At 67.9% G+C, this 17,494-nt stretch carries 24 protein-coding genes and 2 tRNA genes; 11 read left to right on the forward strand and 15 right to left on the reverse strand.

What is annotated here, in order from left to right; translation table 11 throughout:
• The first annotated feature begins 77 nt into the window (after positions 1–77).
• The 3 genes from ULB03_RS05805 to ULB03_RS05815 all read left to right on the forward strand — a co-directional run bounded on the left by ULB03_RS05805 (position 78) and on the right by ULB03_RS05815 (position 2,589).
• Positions 78–833, forward strand: a complete 756-nt coding sequence (locus ULB03_RS05805; protein WP_322482305.1) for an SDR family oxidoreductase — start codon at positions 78–80, stop codon at positions 831–833.
• A 186-nt stretch (positions 834–1,019) separates the two neighbouring features.
• Entirely contained in the window at positions 1,020–1,439 is a 420-nt protein-coding gene (locus ULB03_RS05810; protein WP_322482306.1) for a CopD family protein, read from the forward strand.
• Between the two features lie 151 nt (positions 1,440–1,590).
• On the forward strand, positions 1,591–2,589 hold the full coding sequence (locus ULB03_RS05815; protein WP_322482307.1) for a transporter: 999 nt from the start codon (positions 1,591–1,593) through the stop codon (positions 2,587–2,589).
• 10 nt (positions 2,590–2,599) lie between these two features.
• Here ULB03_RS05815 and ULB03_RS05820 read toward each other — a convergent pair whose 3' ends face one another.
• The 4 genes from ULB03_RS05820 to ULB03_RS05835 all read right to left on the reverse strand — a co-directional run bounded on the left by ULB03_RS05820 (position 2,600) and on the right by ULB03_RS05835 (position 3,581).
• Positions 2,600–2,872, reverse strand: coding sequence for a hypothetical protein (locus tag ULB03_RS05820; protein WP_322482308.1), 273 nt, complete (start codon positions 2,870–2,872; stop codon positions 2,600–2,602).
• Positions 2,859–3,077: a DUF6726 family protein gene (locus tag ULB03_RS05825; protein WP_322482309.1), complete on the reverse strand. Its 219-nt coding sequence runs from the start codon at positions 3,075–3,077 to the stop codon at positions 2,859–2,861. The genes ULB03_RS05820 and ULB03_RS05825 overlap by 14 nt, the downstream gene beginning before the upstream one ends.
• Before the next feature lie 254 nt (positions 3,078–3,331).
• Positions 3,332–3,406, reverse strand: a tRNA-Gly gene (locus ULB03_RS05830).
• Positions 3,407–3,506: 100 nt separating this feature from the next.
• A tRNA-Gly gene (locus ULB03_RS05835) sits at positions 3,507–3,581 on the reverse strand.
• Positions 3,582–3,876: 295 nt separating this feature from the next.
• Between ULB03_RS05835 and ULB03_RS05840 the strand changes: the two genes are divergently transcribed.
• The 4 genes from ULB03_RS05840 to ULB03_RS05855 are packed head-to-tail and all read left to right on the forward strand — an operon-like array spanning position 3,877 to position 6,157.
• Positions 3,877–4,809 (forward strand): co-chaperone YbbN, encoded by a 933-nt coding sequence (locus ULB03_RS05840; RefSeq protein WP_322482310.1) that lies wholly within the window; start codon positions 3,877–3,879, stop codon positions 4,807–4,809.
• A gap of 16 nt (positions 4,810–4,825) precedes the next feature.
• Positions 4,826–5,491: an LON peptidase substrate-binding domain-containing protein gene (locus ULB03_RS05845; RefSeq protein ID WP_145733054.1), complete on the forward strand. Its 666-nt coding sequence runs from the start codon at positions 4,826–4,828 to the stop codon at positions 5,489–5,491.
• 25 nt (positions 5,492–5,516) lie between these two features.
• Positions 5,517–5,702, forward strand: a complete 186-nt coding sequence (locus tag ULB03_RS05850; RefSeq protein ID WP_145733052.1) for a Trm112 family protein — start codon at positions 5,517–5,519, stop codon at positions 5,700–5,702.
• A gap of 11 nt (positions 5,703–5,713) precedes the next feature.
• A complete protein-coding gene (locus tag ULB03_RS05855) occupies positions 5,714–6,157 on the forward strand; it encodes a gamma-butyrobetaine hydroxylase family protein (protein WP_322482311.1) in 444 nt (147 codons plus the stop codon).
• Between the two features lie 5 nt (positions 6,158–6,162).
• On the opposite strand, the gene ULB03_RS05860 is transcribed toward ULB03_RS05855, so the two are convergent.
• The 3 genes from ULB03_RS05860 to ULB03_RS05870 all read right to left on the reverse strand — a co-directional run bounded on the left by ULB03_RS05860 (position 6,163) and on the right by ULB03_RS05870 (position 7,571).
• On the reverse strand, positions 6,163–6,579 hold the full coding sequence (locus ULB03_RS05860) for a type II toxin-antitoxin system VapC family toxin (protein ID WP_322482312.1): 417 nt from the start codon (positions 6,577–6,579) through the stop codon (positions 6,163–6,165).
• Positions 6,576–6,830, reverse strand: a complete 255-nt coding sequence (locus ULB03_RS05865) for a FitA-like ribbon-helix-helix domain-containing protein (protein ID WP_322482313.1) — start codon at positions 6,828–6,830, stop codon at positions 6,576–6,578. The genes ULB03_RS05860 and ULB03_RS05865 overlap by 4 nt, the downstream gene beginning before the upstream one ends.
• 102 nt (positions 6,831–6,932) lie before the next feature.
• Positions 6,933–7,571 (reverse strand): MarC family protein, encoded by a 639-nt coding sequence (locus tag ULB03_RS05870; protein WP_211102034.1) that lies wholly within the window; start codon positions 7,569–7,571, stop codon positions 6,933–6,935.
• Between the two features lie 265 nt (positions 7,572–7,836).
• Between ULB03_RS05870 and ULB03_RS05875 the strand changes: the two genes are divergently transcribed.
• Both ULB03_RS05875 and ULB03_RS05880 read left to right on the forward strand, forming a co-directional pair.
• Positions 7,837–8,541 (forward strand): CoA transferase subunit A, encoded by a 705-nt coding sequence (locus ULB03_RS05875; RefSeq protein WP_145733043.1) that lies wholly within the window; start codon positions 7,837–7,839, stop codon positions 8,539–8,541.
• A gap of 12 nt (positions 8,542–8,553) precedes the next feature.
• Positions 8,554–9,219 (forward strand): 3-oxoacid CoA-transferase subunit B, encoded by a 666-nt coding sequence (locus ULB03_RS05880; protein WP_322482314.1) that lies wholly within the window; start codon positions 8,554–8,556, stop codon positions 9,217–9,219.
• A gap of 261 nt (positions 9,220–9,480) precedes the next feature.
• On the opposite strand, the gene ULB03_RS05885 is transcribed toward ULB03_RS05880, so the two are convergent.
• The 7 genes from ULB03_RS05885 to ULB03_RS05915 form a co-directional block, all read right to left on the reverse strand.
• Positions 9,481–10,254: a substrate-binding periplasmic protein gene (locus ULB03_RS05885; protein WP_322482315.1), complete on the reverse strand. Its 774-nt coding sequence runs from the start codon at positions 10,252–10,254 to the stop codon at positions 9,481–9,483.
• Positions 10,255–10,378: 124 nt separating this feature from the next.
• Positions 10,379–10,594 (reverse strand): envelope stress response membrane protein PspB, encoded by a 216-nt coding sequence (locus tag ULB03_RS05890; RefSeq protein ID WP_322482316.1) that lies wholly within the window; start codon positions 10,592–10,594, stop codon positions 10,379–10,381.
• 14 nt (positions 10,595–10,608) lie between these two features.
• Positions 10,609–10,845 (reverse strand): hypothetical protein, encoded by a 237-nt coding sequence (locus ULB03_RS05895; RefSeq protein WP_322482317.1) that lies wholly within the window; start codon positions 10,843–10,845, stop codon positions 10,609–10,611.
• Between the two features lie 258 nt (positions 10,846–11,103).
• A complete protein-coding gene (pspC, locus tag ULB03_RS05900) occupies positions 11,104–11,646 on the reverse strand; it encodes an envelope stress response membrane protein PspC (RefSeq protein ID WP_322482318.1) in 543 nt (180 codons plus the stop codon).
• Entirely contained in the window at positions 11,643–11,873 is a 231-nt protein-coding gene (gene pspB / locus ULB03_RS05905) for an envelope stress response membrane protein PspB (protein WP_040845458.1), read from the reverse strand. The genes pspC and pspB overlap by 4 nt, the downstream gene beginning before the upstream one ends.
• A 7-nt stretch (positions 11,874–11,880) precedes the next feature.
• Positions 11,881–12,552 (reverse strand): phage shock protein PspA, encoded by a 672-nt coding sequence (gene pspA, locus ULB03_RS05910; RefSeq protein WP_145733032.1) that lies wholly within the window; start codon positions 12,550–12,552, stop codon positions 11,881–11,883.
• A 14-nt stretch (positions 12,553–12,566) separates the two neighbouring features.
• Complete coding sequence (locus ULB03_RS05915; RefSeq protein ID WP_186455805.1) at positions 12,567–12,737, reverse strand: hypothetical protein; 171 nt, start codon at positions 12,735–12,737, stop codon at positions 12,567–12,569.
• Positions 12,738–12,972: 235 nt separating this feature from the next.
• Here ULB03_RS05915 and pspF point away from each other — a divergent pair, with 235 nt between their 5' ends.
• Together pspF and ULB03_RS05925 are read left to right on the forward strand one after the other, a co-directional pair.
• Positions 12,973–14,064, forward strand: a complete 1,092-nt coding sequence (gene pspF, locus ULB03_RS05920; RefSeq protein WP_322482319.1) for a phage shock protein operon transcriptional activator — start codon at positions 12,973–12,975, stop codon at positions 14,062–14,064.
• Positions 14,065–14,311: 247 nt separating this feature from the next.
• Entirely contained in the window at positions 14,312–16,588 is a 2,277-nt protein-coding gene (locus tag ULB03_RS05925; protein ID WP_322482320.1) for a transglycosylase domain-containing protein, read from the forward strand.
• A 139-nt stretch (positions 16,589–16,727) separates the two neighbouring features.
• Here ULB03_RS05925 and ULB03_RS05930 read toward each other — a convergent pair whose 3' ends face one another.
• A complete protein-coding gene (locus ULB03_RS05930; RefSeq protein WP_322482321.1) occupies positions 16,728–17,435 on the reverse strand; it encodes a glutathione S-transferase N-terminal domain-containing protein in 708 nt (235 codons plus the stop codon).
• Positions 17,436–17,494: the final 59 nt, after the last annotated feature.

The following is a 17,494-nucleotide window of genomic DNA, read 5'->3' on the forward strand; positions in this document are numbered from 1 at the left end:
AGGTTTGGCGACATCTTTTGTCCATCAGCCGCCCACAACAGGGCGACGATGGACAAGAGACTGAAAGGACATAGGAAATGGCTCGCAAACTCGAAGGCAAGATCGCGGTCGTCACCGGTGGCACCAGCGGCATCGGCCTCGCCACCGCCAAGGCCTTCGCCGCGGAAGGCGCCCGGGTGTTCATCACCGGCCGCCGCGCGCCGGAACTGCAGGCGGCGGTGGCGACCATCGGCCCCAATGCCACCGGCATCCAGGCCGACAGCGCCAAGGCGGATGACCTGAACCGCCTCTATGAACAGGTGAAGGCCCAGGCCGGCCGCATCGACGTGCTGTTCGCCAACGCCGGCGGCGGCACCATGCTGCCCCTAGGCCAGATCACGGAAGAGCACTACGACGACATCTTCGGCCGCAACGTGAAGGCCGTGCTGTTCACGGTGCAGAAGGCCCTGCCCCTGCTGGTGGACGGCGCCTCGGTCATCCTGACCGGCTCCACCGCCGGCAGCACCGGCACGCCGGCCTTCAGCGTCTACAGCGCCAGCAAGGCGGCGGTGCGCAGCTTGGCCCGCGGCTGGACCCTGGACCTGAAGGAACGCGGCATCCGCGTGAACGTCCTCAGCCCCGGCCCCATCCGCACGCCGGGCCTGGTGGAGCTGGCTGGCCCCGACGCCGCCCAGCAGCAGGGCCTGCTGGACTACATGGCCAGCCAGGTGCCGCTGGGCCGCGTCGGGGAACCGGAGGAGATCGCCAAGGCCGCCCTGTTCCTGGCCTCCAGCGACAGCAGCTTCGTCGCCGGTGCCGAGCTGTTCGCCGATGGCGGCCTGGCGCAAGTCTGATGCGCCGGGCGCCAGCTTGGCTAACGGGCCTGACCGGCCCGGGCCGGCAGTCGCCGGCCTAAATCCGGAGAAGTGCGGTGCGGCCCCGGGGGTGACCCGGGGCCGCGCCTTGGTCAAACTGACCCCTCCGGCGGGGCGGCGGCTGGTGTATCAAGGGGACGAACTTCAGATCGGGAACCCGGACCCATGCCCTATCTCTGGCTGGAATCGCTGCATGCCGCCGCCGCCGTCACCTTCGTGGCGGGTTTGCTGGCGGCGGCCCTGTTGCTGGCCTTCGTGCCCAGCGCCGATGCCGTGTCGCCCGCCTTCTGGCGCGCGGCGCGGGCCTGGCACCGCTGGGTGACGGGGCCGGCCATCCTGCTGGTCTGGGGCTTGGGCCTGACCCTGGCGATCAAGGGCGGCTGGCTGCCGTCCGCCGGCTGGCTGTGGGCCAAACTGGCCCTGGTCACGGTGCTGTCGGGCCTGCACGGCGCCCAGGCCGGGGCGCTGCGCCGGCTGACCAACGGGCAGCCGCGCGAGCGTGGGGGGTTCAGCCGCTTCATCCCCGCCCTCATCGTGTTGGCGGTGGTCGGCATCCTGTTCCTGGTGATCGGCAAGCCGTTCTGAGTCGCGATGAAGCGACGCGGGCCAACACGTCGCAGGGTCGCGGCCCTGCTGTCATAAAGTCGTAAGAGTTCAGGCCATTGACGCTGCCCACCCCCGCCCTGCATCACAGGAGACGGGCGGCGGCGGTGCCGCCCCGCTTACCGGAGGGGCCATGGGCACGCGCGCGGCGTCGGACATCAGCGAGGAACATGGGCTGATCTGCGGCTTCCTGGTTCGTAACGGCACAGTGGCGCCCGTGCCCTGGCCCCGCATCGCCGACGCGCTGGCGGAACCGGACGGCCTGGTCTGGTTGCATTTCAACCTGGTGGATGTGCGGGCGCGGCAGTGGATCGAGGCCATGCCCACCCTGCCGCGCGGCGCCCGCCAAGCGCTGCTGGGCCAGGACAGCCATTTCCGCCTGGAACCGGTGGGCGAGGGGCTGACCGGCGTGCTGGCCGACCTGCACCACCGTTTCGACGATCCGGCCGGCGGCCTGGGCCAGTTGCGCCTGTACATGGATTCGCGCCTGGTCATCACCGCGCGGCGCCAGCCGCTGATGGCGGTTGACCAGTTGCGCCGCGCCGTCGCCCAGGGCCTGGCACCCACCGGCGCCATCGACCTCATCGCCCACCTCATGTTCCACCTGACCGACACCGTGGCGGCGGAGGTCAGCGAGCTGGCCAACGATGTGGACGATGTCGAGGACGCCCTGCTGGCCGACCGGCTGGAGGATGAGGGGGAGAAGCTGGGGCGCATCCGCCGCACCGCCGCCCGCCTGCGCCGCCACCTGGGCCCGCAGCGCACGGCGCTGAACGTGGCGCTGGGGCGCCTGCCCGGCTGGTGCGGAATCGAGGATCAGGCCCGCCTGCGCCAGGGCATCGACCGGCTGGACGGCGTCGGCCAGGACCTGGACCTGGTGCAGGAACGCGCCCGCCTGTTGCAGGACGAGCTGTCCAACCGCTTCAGCGAGGCCACCAACCGCAACCTCTATGTCCTGTCCATCGTCACCACCATCCTGCTGCCGGTGAACCTGATCACCGGCATCTTCGGCATGAACGTGGGCGGCCTGCCGTGGAGCGGCCACGACGCCGGCTTCCTTTGGGTCTGCGGCGTCATGATCTTCACCATCGTGGCGTCCCTGGTGGTGCTGCACTGGCGGCGGCTGTTCTAGGGACGGAAGCTCACGGCGTGGCGGGCCGGCGCCAGGCGTCTATCAGGGCGCCGCGGGACGGCTCTGTCGAAACCTCGGTCATCGTGAAGGTCGCCGCCGTCACCAACAGGGTGCCGCCCACCGCCAGCGCGACCATGAACAGCGCGTCGGCCAGCGGCCGGGGGCCGATGGCCTTTTCGCAGCGCGGACACCGGGGGACACGCGGTGACGGGGATCCCGCCAGGCGCACGCCGCAGCCCTCGCACACGGCCGCTGCCGGTGGGGTGGGGTCAGTCGATGGCATCGGCGGCGGCGTCCAGGGGTTTGGCGGCGATATCGCCCGCCACCGGCACCACCTTGACCACGGCGCTGGCGGTGCGGACGGGCAGCGCCACCAGGCCGCTGCATCCACTTACGGTGCCGGCGGCGGCCAAGACCAGGGCGACTCGGCCAAGGCGGCCCAGGCGATCACGGCGGGACTGCGGGGCGGGACGTGAACGGGAGATCATCGGGCCGGTGCTCCTGTGTTGGGACGGCATGACGGGGTGGGTGTCCCGCTTGCTGACGCCAACCATAGCAGCTCGATTACCAAAATACAAACCATCCAGTTGGTTTTTAATTGGGGCCGAGGTACTGCCTCTCAGCCTCGGCCTCCAGGTGGGCTGCGGGGTCCAGATGGGAAAGAGGCTATTGAGGGCTGAAAAGCAAAAGGCGCCCGAACGGACGCCTTGGTGGGATTTTGCCGGTCATGATTTTGAGAGACTGGAGCGGGCGAAGGGATTCGAACCCTCGACCCCAACCTTGGCAAGGTTGTGCTCTACCCCTGAGCTACGCCCGCGTATCCAACTCTCCGCCTTCACCGAAGGCTAACCTAAAAGCGAAAGGCCGAACCAGCCGGCCCGGCCTTTTCTCGCTTGATCTTCCTTTCCCAGGAAGACTGGAGCGGGCGAAGGGATTCGAACCCTCGACCCCAACCTTGGCAAGGTTGTGCTCTACCCCTGAGCTACGCCCGCACTCCATCCCGACGTTCGGCTCTGCCCTTGCGGTCAGTGCCCCCCGGCGGTGAGCGCGGATAATATGCAGGTGTTGATCGAATGCAAGCGCTTTTTTCAGGGAAAAATCGGGTGGCTTTTTTCCCCGTGCCGGGACGGCTATAAGGGACCGGTCACCCGCCCCGTCGGCGTCTGGGGCCCATATGCCCCTTGCGGCGGCGGACAGGCGGGCTCATTTCAGTGACCTATGCGCGGGCTCCCGTGCCGTGCCCAAGGGGGGCGGCGGCGCCTGCGGCTCAGAAGGGATGACGAAGCCATGCAGTTTCCGACCAGCGCCGCCCCCGGCGGCAACGCCCCGGTGGACAAGTCCAACCTGATCAAGGACGGCAGCGACCGCACCTTCATGGCCGACGTCATCGAGGCCTCGCGCGAAGTGCCGGTGATCGTGGACTTCTGGGCGCCCTGGTGCGGCCCCTGCAAGACCCTGGGCCCCATCATCGAAAAGGCCGTGCTGGCCGCCAAGGGGGCCGTGAAGCTGGTCAAGATCGACACCGACCAGAACCCGGCCATCGCTGGACAGCTGCGCATCCAGTCCATTCCCGCCGTCTACGCCTTCTTCCAGGGGCGCCCGGTGGACGGCTTCACCGGCGCCCTGCCGGAAAGCCAGGTGAAGCAGTTCATCGACCGCCTGGTGCAGGCGGCGGGCGGCGTGCCCGGTGCCGCCGACATCGCCGCCGTGCTGGAGGAGGCCGGCCAGCTGCTGGAGTCGGGGGACGCCCAGACCGCCGCCGCCCTCTATAACGAGGTGCTGGGCGAGGAGCCGGAGAACGCCGCCGCCTACGCCGGCCTCATCCGCTGCCTGCTGGCCGCCGACCAGGCGGACACGGCGCAGGAGATGCTGGACCAGGCGCCGGCCGCCCTGGCCAAGGCGCCGGAGATCGTGGCCCTGCGCACCCAGATGGACCTGGCCCGCCAGGCGGCGGACATGGGCCCGGTGGGCGACCTGGAACGCGCCGTGGCGGCCGATCCCGACAACCATCAGGCGCGCTACGACCTGGCGCTGGCGCTGTACGCCGCCGGCCAGCAGGAGGCGGCGGTGGATCACCTGCTGGACATCGTGAAGCGCGACCGCGAGTGGAACGAGCAGGCGGCCCGCAAGCAGCTGGTGAAGTTCTTCGAGGCGCTGGGCTTCAAGCACCCGCTGGCCATCGCCGGCCGGCGCAAGCTGTCGTCCATCCTGTTCGCCTGAGCCGGTGGCCGGCGTGATGAGCCCTTTCACCCCCAGCTTCGACCGGCTGCCGGCCAGCATCCCCGTCTTCCCGCTGACGGGGGCGCTGGTCCTGCCGCGCGCCCGGCTGCCGCTCAACATCTTCGAGCCGCGCTACCTCGCCATGGTGCAGGACAGCCTGGCCGGTGACCGGCTGATCGGGATGATCCAGCCCATGGAACCGGGGGCGGAGGCGGCGGGCGGCGTGGAGCCGCCGCTGGCCGGTGTCGGCTGCTGCGGCCGGCTGACCGCCTTCGCGGAAACCGACGATGGGCGCTACCTCATCACGCTCAGCGGCCTGTGCCGTTTCCGCATCCGGGAAGAGGTGTCGACCATGCGCGGCTATCGCCGCGTCATGGCCGACTGGTCGCCCTTCGCCGACGACTTCGTGCTGCCCGCCGATGGGCAGTTCGACCGCGCCGTGCTGATGGCCGCGCTGAAGACCTACTTCGCCCGCCGTTCGCTGACGGTGAACTGGCAGGCGCTGGAGGCGGCGTCGGATGAGCAGTTGATCGCCACCATTGCCATGCTGTGCCCCTTCACGCCCGCCGAGAAGCAGGCGCTGCTGGAAGCGCCGGATTTCATCAGCCGTGCGTCGATGCTGCTGGCGTTGGTGCAGATGGCGGTGCATGAATCGGCGGACGGCGACGTCGCGCGCCACTGATTTTCTTCCCTAAGGACCCTGTCCCATGTCCGATACCGCCAAGGTCGATCCCAAGCTGCTGGAAATCCTGGTCTGCCCCCTGACCAAGGGGCCGCTCAGCTACGACGCCCAGCGCCAGGAGCTGATCAGCCAGCAGGCCCGCCTGGCCTACCCCATCCGTGACGGCATCCCCATCATGCTGGTGGACGAGGCCCGGTCCCTCGACGACTGAGGCTGACACTCATGACCCAGGAAACCTTCGCCACCGACGCCCACGGCACCCAGCACTGGCCGACCGAAATCCGCTACAAGCGGGCGGAGCGCGAGTTGGTCATCACCTTCGACAACGGCGCCCGCGCCACCCTGCCGGCCGAGTACCTGCGGGTGGAAAGCCCGTCGGCCGAGGTGCAGGGCCACAGCCCCGACCAGAAGCAGACGGTGCCGGGCAAGCGCGCCGTCGCGGTGGCGGAGCTGGAGCCCATCGGCAACTACGCCGTCCGCCTGATCTTCGACGACGGCCACGATACCGGCATCTTCTCCTGGAAGTACCTGTACGAGCTGGGCATGGAGTACGAGGAGCGCTGGGCCCGGTATCTGTCCGAGCTGGCGGCCCAGGGCCTGGACCGCGACACCGCCCCCCACCGCCATGGCCCCAGCTGTGGCTCGGGTGGCGGCGGCTGCGGCTGATCAGTTTATTCCTTCCAGGGATTGATGACCTTTACGCTGCCCGCCTCATATGGGGCGGTATCGCGTGAGGCCACGGCAAAGCCGTGCGAGGCGGCGATGGCGGCGATATACCCATCAGGTGTGGGAAAACCCAGGCCGCGTTTTCGCGCTGCGGCAGCTAGCGTTGCGTAGTGTCGGGCCGCCCCGGCGTCAAAGGGGAGCACCCGCCCCTCGAATAGCGCCAGCAGCCCGCTCAAGGCTTGGGCCAGTGCGGCTTTGCGTCGGCCGTCCGGTAGTGCCTCAACGCCGAACCACAATTCTGCGAGGGTCACGCTGCTGACATACAATGTCTCGGCCGCTTGGTTGTTCAGCCAAGCGCGGACGGCCGGATCCGGTTCCGGCTTCATCGCTTCCGAAACGATGTTCGTGTCCAGAACGATCATTCGAAAGTCATCGGTTCCGCCGGCGTTCTGTCCCGAACTGCGTCAAATATGGCGAAGTCATCATTGCTGAGCCCAGCGTCCCGGCTAAGCGCCGCCAGCGCGTCTCCCAACTGTAGGCGTTTCTCTGGTTTGACGGCGCGTTCCAAAATGTCGCGGATTTCCGCTTCGGCGCTACGGCCATGCTGCGCCGCGCGTACCCGAAGGGCGCGATGGACCTCATCCGGCACGTTTCTCACGGTGATGGATGGCATGATTGCTCCTCCACGATGGTGCTGGCGATGCCTGCATTTTCACAAAATGCAAGGGGGCGCGCAATCCGGTATTGATCATGGCCGGTGCCGCGGCGGATGGTGCTAACCCTTTCCGGGGATCAGCCCGCTGGCCAAAATCCCGTCGATCACGAATTGGCAGGCCAGGGCGGACAGCAAAATCCCCAGCACGCGGTTCAGCACGGTGATGCCGGTACGGCCCAGGATGCGGCTGACCTTGGTGGCGAAGATCAGCACGAACAGGGTCAGGGCCAGGATGCCGGCCAGGACGCCCAGCACCACGGCCTGCTTGGCGAAATCGCCCTGGGTGCGGCCCATGAACAGCACGATGGTGGTCATGGTGCCGGGGCCGCTGATCAGCGGGATGGCCAGGGGGAAGACGGAAATGTCGGCGCGGTGGCGCGCCTCTTCCCGTTCATCCGCCGTGGCGGTGCGCACGCCGCTTTCGCGGGCGAACACCATGTCGATGGCCACCAGCATCAGCAGCACGCCGCCGGCGATGCGGAAGGCGGCGAAGCCGATGCCCAGCGCCCGCAGCAGCAGATCGCCGGCGAAGGCGAAAAAGAACAGGATCAGGGCCGCGATCACCGTGCCCTTGATGGCCATGCGCCGGCGATAGCGCTGGTCCATGCCGGCCGTCAGGGCCACGAACATGGGCCCCAGCCCCACCGGATCGATGGTGACGAACAGGGCGACGGCGGTGGTGAGGATGAGGTCCAGCACGGGAGCGTTTAGGCCAGGGGAAAAGGGGTAGGCCGCAAGGGGTCCAGGCCCGGGGCGGCCCGGCATTCCGGCAGACCCTTCAGGGTCTAGCGCGTTGGGGCGCCTGCTGCAAGCCGCAGCCGCCAGGGGGCAGGTCTGCCCAACTTGAAAGTTCGTTCAAGTTGACGAACCCCCTTAAGGGCCGTAAGCAATGCTGCGGTGCATTGCGCCTGGGAGAGGGGCCGCACCATAATTCAAACATCCTAGGGGGCCGTCCGGAGACACGATGAGCAAGAAGGTCTACCCCGACGCCGTAACCGCCCTGGCCGGGCTGTTGCGCAACGACATCACCGTCATGGCCGGCGGCTTCGGCCTGTGCGGCATCCCGGAAAACCTGATCGAGGCCATCCGCCTCTCGGGCGTGACCGGGCTGACGGTTGTTTCCAACAACGCTGGCGTGGATGGCTTCGGCCTGGGCCTGCTGCTGGAAACCAAGCAGATCAAGAAGATGATCAGCAGCTACGTGGGTGAGAACAAGCTGTTCGCCCAGCAGTACCTGTCCGGTGAGCTTGAGCTGGAATTCAACCCGCAGGGCACCCTGGCCGAGCGCATCCGCGCCGGCGGCGCCGGCATCCCCGCCTTCTTCACCAAGACGGGCGTGGGCACGCTGGTGGCCGAGGGCAAGGAACTGCGCGAGTTCGACGGCGAGACCTATGTGATGGAGCGCGGCATCGTCGCGGATCTGTCCATCGTCAAGGCGTGGAAGGGCGATACGGCGGGCAACCTCGTCTATCGCAAGACGGCGCGGAACTTCAACCCGATGATGGCCACAGCCGGCAAGGTCACGGTGGCCGAGGTCGAGGAACTGGTGGAACCGGGCAGCTTCGACCCCGACCACATCCACACCCCCGGCATCTTCGTCCAGCGCATCATCAAGGGCGCCACGTTCGAAAAGCGCATCGAGCAGCGCACCACCCGTCCGCGCGCGTGAAGGAGCTGACCTATGGCATGGACCCGTGAGGACATCGCCGCCCGCGCCGCGAAGGAGCTGCGCGACGGTTTCTACGTCAACCTGGGCATCGGCATCCCGACCCTGGTGGCCAACTACATCCCCGACGGCGTGCACGTCACGCTGCAGAGCGAGAACGGCATGCTGGGCATGGGCCCCTTCCCCTATGAGGGGGATGAGGATCCTGACCTGATCAACGCCGGCAAGCAGACCATCACCGAACTGCCGGACAGCAGCTTCTTCAGCTCCGCCGACAGCTTCGCCATGATCCGCGGCGGCCATATCGACCTGTCGGTGCTGGGCGCCATGCAGGTGGCCGCCAACGGCGATCTCGCCAACTGGATGATCCCGGGCAAGATGGTCAAGGGCATGGGCGGCGCCATGGACCTGGTGGCCGGCGTGAAGAAGGTGGTGGTGGTCATGGAGCACTGCGCCGTCGACAAGAAGACCGGCGCGCTGGAGCCCAAGATCCTGAAGGCCTGCACCCTGCCGCTGACCGGCACCCGGGTCGTCGACATGATCATCACCGACCTGGGCGTCTTCCAGGTCGACAAGGAAGGCGGCAGCGGCCTGACCCTGGCCGAGGTCGCCCCCGGCGTGACGGTGGACGAAATCCGCCAGAAGACCGAGGCCGAGTTCAAGGTCGCCGCCGGTCTCTGACAGGCTGTCCCGCATGAAGGGACGACGGGCCGTCTCCTCCGGGAGGCGGCCCGTTTGGTATCATACGCCCGGCATTTGAACGTGACCGTTCAAATGCCCCCTCAAGCGCCGGGTGGCCACATCCGTGGCCTTGGGCTGGGTGGCCACATCCGTGGCCTTGGCTTGTCCTCGATTTCCAGTCCGCCTTCGGCTCCCCAGAAATCTCCGGCGCCCGCCGTCGCGGGCTACAGCGCCACGATTGATCGTCTCGTGCCGCTGATATCAACTGCCGGCGCGGCCGGCAGCCTCGCGGCGCAGGCGGGTCAGCGTACCATCGGCGCGCATGGCGTCGACGGCGGTATTCAGCCTGTCCATGGACAAGGGGGACGACGGCGCGTTGGCGCACCGCTCCTGGTGTTCGCCCACCAGCTGCGGCAGCACGGCCAGCGCCCCGTCCATTGACGCCCCGTCCCCATCCGCTTTGCCCGCCCCCTGGCGGTACTCCGCTTCCAGGTCGGTGGTCAGGATCGCGTCCACGCGGTGGTTGCGCAGCTTGCGGAAATTGCTGTCGGCGGTCGGCGCGTCCTCGCGCTGCCAAGTGCCGTCGATGAAGGCCGACTCCACCTCCGCCGGGTAGTGAAAGCCCAGGATGGCGCCCACGCGCCGGCCGGCCAGGTCGCCGAGTGTGCGCAGGCGGTCGGCATCCTCGCGGCGGACGACCAGCACGCTGCGGCTGGTCAGCAGCGGCACGGAAAACCGGCTGGGGTCGACCTTGGGCAACCAGTCGGGGCTGTAGCCGCAGGCCAGGTCGATCAGGCCGTTGGCCAAGTCGCCCTCAAACCGGTTGCGGGGCATCACCCGGTAGATCGGCTTGAAGCCGGTGCGCTGGGCGATCTCATCCCCGATGGCTTTGACCAGGCCGCCGGCCACCACGCCGTCGCGCATCTCCACCAGCGGCGGCTGTTCCGTTTCCAGGATGCCGAAGACCAGAGGCCGGGAAGCCGAGGGCGGTGAAACGACGGTCCGGGGCTGGGCGCGGGCCTGGGTGGGAAACAAGCCTCCTCCCCCGGCCGTGACCAGAGCCGCGATCAAAAGGACAGCCCCGGCGAGGAGGGGTCGCGGCACGGGTCGGTGGTTTCCTGGTGCTGGAAGGCCGAAGGGAATGTCGGTCCGGGCGGTGTCAGGCGCGGGCGCGCCAGCCGGGAGATTCGGCGTCCAGCAGGCGTTCCAACTGTTGCACCCGTTGTTCCAGCCGGTCGGCGCGGGCCAGCAGATCGCCAGCGGCATTGTCCGACAGGCCCTGGGCCTGAAGTTCGCGGGCGCGGATCATATAACGGGTCACCAAGGCCACGATGGGGATCAGCAGGGCGGTGATGGGAATGAGAAGAGGGGACATGGGGCTTCGTCCTATCAGCGCTGGGCCAGCTGGTTCAGCTTGCGGTTGAGGTCGAATTCGGGGCTGGTGACGTGCCGCTCCATCTGGGTGACGCGGCGTTCCAGATCGTCGAAACAGCGGAAGCGTTGGTCCTGCTGGCCGCGGCGCGCCCGCGCTATGGCCTCGATGTCCTGCAGCCTCTGCACCGCCCGCAAGACGATGGCCACGATGGGAATAGACAGCGCCAGGAGGGGGACGAGTATCGGCGACATGGGGGAGGCCACCTGCTGAGGGTCGTGTAACGGGTAAACTTGGTGTGTCGACGGAATCGGGCCGATCCCGCCAGATCACGCAATCTTAGATTATTTTGTGCCTGGTGACAGGCCTCTGGCAACCATTGGGATGGGCTGCCGCAATAAACGGCCCAGAGGATCGCCCTGGGGAATCGCCCTGGAGGATCGCCCCGGAGGGGCTGCCCTGGGGAAGGGGCCCTAGGGGGCGCCCGCTTCCCCGCCACGGACCTGGAGGGATTACTTCTCCAGGTCCTTGAACTGCCGCCGCAGGTCGAACTCGCGGGAGGCGACGGCGCTTTCCATGGCGCCGATCTCGCGGTCCAGGTCGCGGAACTTGGCGCGCAGGCTGGCCAGGGTCTGGTCGGGGCGGGTGGTGACCGACCGCCAGAACACCTCTTCCTCGCTGCTTTCGTACAGGCCCTGGGGCTGTGGCTTCAACACCACGGCCAGGACGATGTAGGCGATGATGGTGGCGGGGAAGAAGAACACCAGGCCCAGCACCATGCCCAGCCGGATCAACCAGGCGTCGACGCTGAAGTAGTCGGCGACGCCGGCGCAGACACCGGCCACCTTGCCGGCGCGGGGGTTGCGGTACAGGCGGTGGGGGTTGGGGCTGCCGAACGCGCCGCCGCCATATCCGCCACCGGAACCGGCCGCCGGGTTGGTCCAGCGGCTGCCGCCGCCGTACCCGCCCTGGCCGCCGCCAGGATGCCCGCCGGGCTTCCCGCCGGGGGGCCGCCGCCCGGGGAAGGGCGGCGGGTTGGAACCTCTACCAGTCATTGCCGTGCCCTCCAGCCCGGGGCCTCCGCATCCAGAATCTTCTCAAGCTGCTGGATGCGGCTGTCCATTTCGGTGGCGCTGTGCCACAGGTCCGACAGCATACGCTCGTCATCCACCGAGAGGGTCTTGGCGACCCGCCACTTCGTCACGTAGTGCGCGATGATCCACACCGGCGCCACGATGACCATGAAGATGATGGGGACGGCGACAAGTGCGTCCAGGTCCATGGACAGATTACCCCTGGTTCTTGGTCGCCAGCTTGGCCTTCAGGGCCTGCAGCTCGGATTCGACCTTGTCGTTGTTCTCCAGCTCGGCGATCTCGTCCGCCAGGCTGCGCTTGCGGCCCATGTCCAGGACTTCCGCCTTGCCTTCCAGGACGTCCAGGTTGCGCTCGATCTGCTCGAAACGCGAGAAGGCGTCCGTGATGCGGTCGTCATGAAGCTGGGTCTTGACCTTCAGACGCGCCGTGGCGGTCTTCTGGCGGGCGACGATGGTGCGTTCCCGCGTCTTGGCGTCCTGCAGCTTGGCCTGCAGCTGGCCAATATCGTCGTTGGTCTTGGCCAGGGCCTCATCCAGGCGGCCCAGGTCGACGGTCAGGCCCTCGGCGGCTTCGGCGATCTTGGCGCGGGCCATCAGGGCGCCCTTGGCCAGATCCTCACGGTCCTTGGACAGGGCCAGCTCGGCCTTGCGCTGCCATTCGTCCGCCTCGCGGCGCAGGTCGACCAGGCGGCGCTCGATCTCCTTCTTCTCCGCCACGGTCTTCACCGCGGAGGAGCGAACCTCGACCAGCGTGTCTTCCATTTCCTGGATGACCAGACGGATGATCTTCTCCGGGTCCTCGGCGCGATCCAGGATGGCGTTCAGGTTGGAATTGATGATGTCGCTGAGGCGCGAAAAGATGCCCATGGGTCAGGTCTCCTTCAGGCAAGGGCGATGAAAAGGTTGCTCAACACGGTGGCGACCGCAAGGATGATCCATGCCTCAACCGGTACGGCGCGGAAATCGTCCGCCAACATGGCCAGATGGCTGTGGGCCCGGCTGGCGAAGAAGCCGGCGTCGCCGGACTTGTCATGGATCGTGTGGTCGGTCATCGCTGCATCCCCCTTCGATGAGTGCCTTGCATTCGATCGTGTGTCCCTACATCAGCAAGGGGCGTGCCAGTTCGCCAAAACCACGCTAAGCCATTGATTAAAAAAGAAACGTGACTTGGCGCTGGGCGGCACCGACGGCGCCATTTATCCGAATTGACGATTATGTGGCGAATTTCGCCAATCGGTGCCATCATCCGCGAAACAGCCCCCTTTTCTTGAGGCGAGCGAATCACCGATGGCGTCCTCCGCAACCCCGCCGTCCCTGGTCGGCCAGGCCGCGTCCTTCCTGCAGTTGATGGAGCATGTGTCGCGCGCCGCGCCGCTGAACCGGCCCACGCTGGTCATTGGGGAACGCGGCACGGGCAAGGAACTGGTGGCCGCCCGCCTGCACTATCTGTCGTCCCGCTGGGACAAGCCCTTCATCAAGCTGAACTGCGCCGCCCTGTCGGAAACGCTGCTGGAAACGGAGCTGTTCGGCCATGAGCAGGGCGCCTTCACCGGGGCCGCCAAGCGTCATGTCGGCCGGTTCGAACTGGCCGACGGCGGCACCCTGTTCCTGGATGAGATCGCCACCAGCTCGGCCTCGGTGCAGGAGAAGATCCTGCGCGTTGTCGAGTATGGGGAGTTCGAGCGCGTGGGCGGCACCCAGACGGTATCGGTGGACGTGCGCGTGGTGGGCGCCACCAACGCCGACCTGCCCAAGATGGCGTCGGCCGGAAAGTTCCGCGCCGATCTGCTGGACCGCCTGTCCTTCGACGTGGTGACCATCCCGCCCTTGCGGGCGCGGGCCGACGACATCCCCATGCTGGTTGACCATTTCGGTATCGCCATGGCGCGGGAATTGGGGCGTCCCTTCTTCCCCGGTTTCGCACCCAGGGCCATGAGCCAGCTGCTGGCCTATCCCTGGCCCGGCAACATCCGCGAGCTGAAGAACGTGGTGGAACGCGCGGTCTATCGCGCGCAAGGGGCGGAGCGGCCCATCGAGGAGGTCATCTTCGACCCCTTCGACTCCCCGTTCCGCCCCGCGCCCATGCCGGGCGACCGCCGGTCCAGTTCCGCGCCAACGGAGGAGACGGGCGACGAGGCGGCACCCGCCGCCCCTGCCCCATCCGGTTCCACCACGCCTGGTTCCCCTGCGGCGGCCAGCGGCCCCTGCAACTTCCTGGAACAGGTGGCGGACTTCGAGAAGGCGCTGTTGCGCGCGGCGCTGGAGCGCAACCAGTTCCACCAGAAACGCGCCGCTGCCGACCTGGGGCTGAACTACCACCAGTTCCGGGGATATCTGCGCAAGTACGAGCTGCTGGACCGCCGTAGCGCCGCGGAGTGAGGGGCCCGTAAAACACTGCGGCCAAACGCCGCCCTGAAAACGCCCTTTTTGGCCTCTAACGCTGGAATGGAACCGATGGGCCCCCGTAATACCGGGGGTGGGGGAGGGCGAAGGGACAGGGGGTCAGGGTTGACCAGCCGGCGCTTTCCGCCGCCCCGGCCATCTCCTAGATAGGGCCTGAACCGCCTTGATATTTTCCCGCGTCACGGCGCCTGCGCGCCAGCGACGCCCCAGGTGAGCCGCCGCCTTGAGCCCTGACGATACCGACACTTCGCTGCGCGCCTTCCGCCCCGTGGGCAGCCAACCGGCGCCGCGGCGCAAGCCGTCGCCGCCCAAGGCCGCACCTCGCCCGCGTGAGGAGGCCCGGCCGCAGGGCGATGACGAGGGGGCCGGCGGCCAGCCGCCCCGCCGCCGCCCGCCGCCGCCCCGGCGGCGCGCGCCCAAGGGACGTCCCGGCCGCCGCCTGCCCTGGTGGGCGCGGGCGCTGGTGGTGCTGGGCATCTGGGGCGTGATGGTCTTCGCCGGCGTCGTGGCCTACTTCGCCTATGACCTGCCGGAAATCAGCCAGGTGGCCCAGTTCCAGCGCCGCCCCGCCGTCACCGTGCTGGCGGCGGACGGCAGCAAGCTGGCCCGCTTCGGCGACATGCGTGGCGAGACGCTGGAGGTGTCGGAGATCTCGCCCGACCTGGTCCATGCCGTCCTGGCGGTGGAGGACCGGCGCTTTTACAGTCATTTCGGTGTCGATCCGATCGGCATCGCCCGTGCGGCCTGGACCGACTACCGCACCGGGCACATGCGCCAGGGCGCCTCCACCATCACCCAGCAGCTGGCGCGCAACCTGTTCCTGTCGCCGGCCAAGACCATGCGCCGCAAGGTGCAGGAGGCCATGCTGGCCCTGATGCTGGAGCATCGCTACACCAAGGACCAGATCCTGGGTGCCTATCTGAACCGGGTATACCTGGGTGCCGGCACCTATGGCGTGGACGCGGCGGCCCGCACCTATTTCGACAAGTCGGCGACGCAGGTGAACCTGCGCGAGGCGGCGATCATCGCCGGCCTGCTGAAGGCGCCGTCGAAATACTCGCCCAGCGCCAACAACGAACGCACCGAACAGCGCATGGCCGTGGTGCTGGCCACCATGGTGGACGCCGGCTACATCACGGTGGAGCAGGCCAAGGCGGTGGTGAACCAGCCGGCCCAGCCGCGCGCCAACCCGGCGGTCGAGGGTGACGGCCGCTACTTCGCCGCCTGGGTGGCCGACCAGGTCAACGCCTTCATCGGTCCCAACCATGGCGACCTGGTGGTTCACACCACCTATGACGCCAAGATGCAGCGCGCCGCCACGGCCCATGTGGCGGAAATCCTGAACGGTCCCGGCGTGGCCGCCAACGTCCACCAGGCCGCCGTGGTCATTATGGCGCCGGACGGGGCGGTGAAGGCCATGGTGGGCGGCCGCGACTACGACGAAAGCCAGTTCAACCGCGCGACCCAGGCCCTGCGCCAGCCCGGCTCTTCCTTCAAGCCCTTCGTCTATCTGGCGGCGCTGGAGGCGGGCCGCACGCCGGACGACCTGATCCTGGACGCCCCCTACAAGCGCGGGAAGTGGGAGCCCAAGAACTACGAGCCCGGTTACATGGGCGAGATTCCGTTGCGCACGGCGCTGGCCCACTCGGTCAACACCGCCACCATCCGCTTGTTGGAAAGCGTGGGCATCGACCGTGCCATCGCCGCCGCCCGCCGCCTGGGCATCACCTCGCCCCTGCGGCGCGACCTGTCGCTGGCGCTGGGCACCAGCGAGGTGACGCCCCTGGAACTGACGGGCGCCTACACCGCCATCGCCAATGGCGGCCGCGCCGTCTTCCCCTACGGCATCACCGAGATCCGCGACGCCGACGACAGCGTGCTGTACCAGCGCAAGGGCAGCGGTGCCGGCTATGCCATCTCAGCGGCGGAGGATGCCAACCTGGTGCGCATGATGATGGGCGTGGTGCAGGTGGGCACCGGCAAGTCGGCCCAGTTGGCCGACCGCCCCATCGCCGGCAAGACCGGCACCACCCAGGACTACCGCGACGCCTGGTTCATGGGCTTCACCGCCGACTACGTCACCGGCGTGTGGCTGGGCAACGACGACGGCGATGAGATGAAGCGCATCACCGGTGGCACCCTGCCGGCCAAGCTGTGGAAGGCCATCATGACCGATCTGGAGCAGGGCCTGCCAGTGCGTGACCTGATCCCGCTGCAGCCGGCCGCCGTGCAGGACCAGGCGCCCGACGGTCCCGCCGTGCCGCCCCTGCCCACGGTGGAAACGGCGCCCCTCGATGGCGCCCCAACGGCCACCGCCGCCCCCGCCCCGGGGGTTCCGGCCCCCGGAGTGCCAACGGTCGACACCAGCGGTCAGGTCAAGCCGGAGGCGGTGCAGAAGGAAGAGGACCAGGACGACGACAAGGACGTCCCCCCGGCCGACACCGCCAGCAAGGCGGACCCCATCGGGGATCTGCTGAACAAGCTGAAGAAGGAACAATAAGGTCGCCTCAGGCGCCGCCGGGCGACCGCCCCTTTGGCTTTCCCTGCTGGATCATGCCCGGGGGCATGCCCCTCGGTCCTGCGATGCTCGCTGCCGTGCCCGCAGTCGCGGGCTCGAGAGGCATGAGTGCCCTCACGCTTCACCCCGGCCGCTTTGGGATGTCCAGCCCCCGCTGCACGGCGGGGCGCGCCAGGCCGCGTTCCAGCCAGGCGGGCACGTTCTTAAGGCTGGCATAGTCCACCAGCTCACCGGCGCCGTAGAAGCCCACCAGGTTGCGGACCCAGCCCAGGCAGGCGATGTCGGCGATGGTGTACTCATCGCCCATGATCCAGGGGCGGTCCGCCAAGCGCCCCTCCAGCACGCCCAGCAGGCGCTTGGATTCGTCGGCGTAGCGCTTCAGCGGACGCTTATCCTCATAATCCTTGCCGGCGAATTTGTGGAAGAAGCCCACCTGGCCGAACATGGGACCGATGGCGGCCATCTGGAAGAACACCCATTGCAGGGTCTCGTAGCGGGCTGTCGCGCCGGCGGGCAGGAACTTGCCCGTCTTTTCCGCCAGATAGACCAGGATGGCGCCGGACTCGAACAGGGCGATGGGCGTGCCCTCCGGCCCGTTGGGGTCGATGATGGCCGGGATCTTGCCGTTGGGGTTCAGCGACAGGAATTCCGGTGTCCAGCTCTCGTTCTGCATGATGTTGACGAGATGCGGCTCATAGGGCAGCCCCGTTTCCTCCAGCATGATGGAAACCTTCACGCCATTGGGCGTGGGCAGCCCATAGAGCTGAATGCGGTCGGGATGCTGGGCCGGCCAGCGGCGGGTGATGGGAAAGGCGGACAGGTCGGTCATCGGGCGTCTCATCAGTCGGCGGGGGGACCGGCATTGAACCGTCAATCCGCCCCCGCTTC

This window comes from Nitrospirillum goiasense (assembly GCF_034427435.1).
Classification (GTDB): Bacteria; Pseudomonadota; Alphaproteobacteria; order Azospirillales; family Azospirillaceae; genus Nitrospirillum.

What these genes read in the sequence shown, in the direction of transcription:
- ULB03_RS05915 (WP_186455805.1), bottom strand. Translation starts at nt 12,737, where the DNA reads ATGACCGACCACACGATCCATGACAAGTCCGGCGACGCCGGCTTCTTC.
- ULB03_RS05855 (WP_322482311.1), top strand. Translation starts at nt 5,714, where the DNA reads ATGACCCAGGAAACCTTCGCCACCGACGCCCACGGCACCCAGCACTGG.
- ULB03_RS05810 (WP_322482306.1), top strand. Translation starts at nt 1,020, where the DNA reads ATGCCCTATCTCTGGCTGGAATCGCTGCATGCCGCCGCCGCCGTCACC.
- pspA (WP_145733032.1), bottom strand. Translation starts at nt 12,552, where the DNA reads ATGGGCATCTTTTCGCGCCTCAGCGACATCATCAATTCCAACCTGAAC.
- pspF (WP_322482319.1), top strand. Translation starts at nt 12,973, where the DNA reads ATGGCGTCCTCCGCAACCCCGCCGTCCCTGGTCGGCCAGGCCGCGTCC.
- ULB03_RS05850 (WP_145733052.1), top strand. Translation starts at nt 5,517, where the DNA reads ATGTCCGATACCGCCAAGGTCGATCCCAAGCTGCTGGAAATCCTGGTC.
- ULB03_RS05860 (WP_322482312.1), bottom strand. Translation starts at nt 6,579, where the DNA reads ATGATCGTTCTGGACACGAACATCGTTTCGGAAGCGATGAAGCCGGAA.
- ULB03_RS05840 (WP_322482310.1), top strand. Translation starts at nt 3,877, where the DNA reads ATGCAGTTTCCGACCAGCGCCGCCCCCGGCGGCAACGCCCCGGTGGAC.
- pspB (WP_040845458.1), bottom strand. Translation starts at nt 11,873, where the DNA reads ATGGACCTGGACGCACTTGTCGCCGTCCCCATCATCTTCATGGTCATC.
- ULB03_RS05865 (WP_322482313.1), bottom strand. Translation starts at nt 6,830, where the DNA reads ATGCCATCCATCACCGTGAGAAACGTGCCGGATGAGGTCCATCGCGCC.
- ULB03_RS05890 (WP_322482316.1), bottom strand. Translation starts at nt 10,594, where the DNA reads ATGTCCCCTCTTCTCATTCCCATCACCGCCCTGCTGATCCCCATCGTG.
- ULB03_RS05815 (WP_322482307.1), top strand. Translation starts at nt 1,591, where the DNA reads ATGGGCACGCGCGCGGCGTCGGACATCAGCGAGGAACATGGGCTGATC.
- ULB03_RS05875 (WP_145733043.1), top strand. Translation starts at nt 7,837, where the DNA reads ATGAGCAAGAAGGTCTACCCCGACGCCGTAACCGCCCTGGCCGGGCTG.
- ULB03_RS05880 (WP_322482314.1), top strand. Translation starts at nt 8,554, where the DNA reads ATGGCATGGACCCGTGAGGACATCGCCGCCCGCGCCGCGAAGGAGCTG.
- pspC (WP_322482318.1), bottom strand. Translation starts at nt 11,646, where the DNA reads ATGACTGGTAGAGGTTCCAACCCGCCGCCCTTCCCCGGGCGGCGGCCC.
- ULB03_RS05930 (WP_322482321.1), bottom strand. Translation starts at nt 17,435, where the DNA reads ATGACCGACCTGTCCGCCTTTCCCATCACCCGCCGCTGGCCGGCCCAG.
- ULB03_RS05825 (WP_322482309.1), bottom strand. Translation starts at nt 3,077, where the DNA reads ATGATCTCCCGTTCACGTCCCGCCCCGCAGTCCCGCCGTGATCGCCTG.
- ULB03_RS05820 (WP_322482308.1), bottom strand. Translation starts at nt 2,872, where the DNA reads ATGCCATCGACTGACCCCACCCCACCGGCAGCGGCCGTGTGCGAGGGC.
- ULB03_RS05895 (WP_322482317.1), bottom strand. Translation starts at nt 10,845, where the DNA reads ATGTCGCCGATACTCGTCCCCCTCCTGGCGCTGTCTATTCCCATCGTG.
- ULB03_RS05805 (WP_322482305.1), top strand. Translation starts at nt 78, where the DNA reads ATGGCTCGCAAACTCGAAGGCAAGATCGCGGTCGTCACCGGTGGCACC.
- ULB03_RS05845 (WP_145733054.1), top strand. Translation starts at nt 4,826, where the DNA reads ATGAGCCCTTTCACCCCCAGCTTCGACCGGCTGCCGGCCAGCATCCCC.